Source organism: Acinetobacter sp. RF14B (assembly GCF_006864105.1).
Classification (GTDB): Bacteria; Pseudomonadota; Gammaproteobacteria; order Pseudomonadales; family Moraxellaceae; genus Acinetobacter; species Acinetobacter lwoffii_C.
This window is the reverse complement of the sequence record NZ_SMTB01000254.1, coordinates 1-492: the sequence shown is the minus strand read 5'-3', so window position 1 is coordinate 492 and position 492 is coordinate 1. Positions and strand designations below refer to the sequence as shown.

Sequence of the window (492 nt, the reverse complement as noted above, 5' to 3'; positions counted from 1 at the left end):
GCCGATGGCACCGGTGCTCTATCTGCAGGATAAATCATCTAACTTTGCCGACGGCATCGAAGATGATAACTGGGAAGAGCAGGCGGCAAACCGTCTGACCGACGCGATGCAAGGTCTGGACGAACGCAGCCAGGACATCATCCGCGCGCGCTGGCTGGACGAAGACAACAAGTCCACGTTGCAGGAACTGGCTGACCGTTACGGTGTTTCCGCTGAACGTGTGCGCCAACTGGAAAAAAACGCGATGAAAAAACTTCGCGCCGCTATTGAAGCGTAATTTCCGCTATTAAGCAGAGAACCCTGGATGAGAGTCCGGGGTTTTTGTTTTTTGGGCCTCTACAATAATCAATTCCCCCTCCGGCAAAACGTCAATCCCCACGCAGATTGTTAATAAACTGTCAAAATAGCTATTCCAATATCATAAAAATGGGGTATGTTTTAGCAGAGTATGCTGCTAAAGCACGGGTAGTCATGCATAAAACGAAATAAAGT

At 48.8% G+C, this 492-nt stretch carries 1 protein-coding gene; it reads left to right on the top strand.

Annotated features, from left to right (window positions below; translation table 11 throughout):
* On the top strand, window positions 1-277 hold a 277-nt coding region (locus E2K52_RS14820), incomplete at its 5' end, for a sigma-70 family RNA polymerase sigma factor (protein WP_151205728.1).
* Between the last annotated feature and the right edge of the window lie 215 nt (window positions 278-492).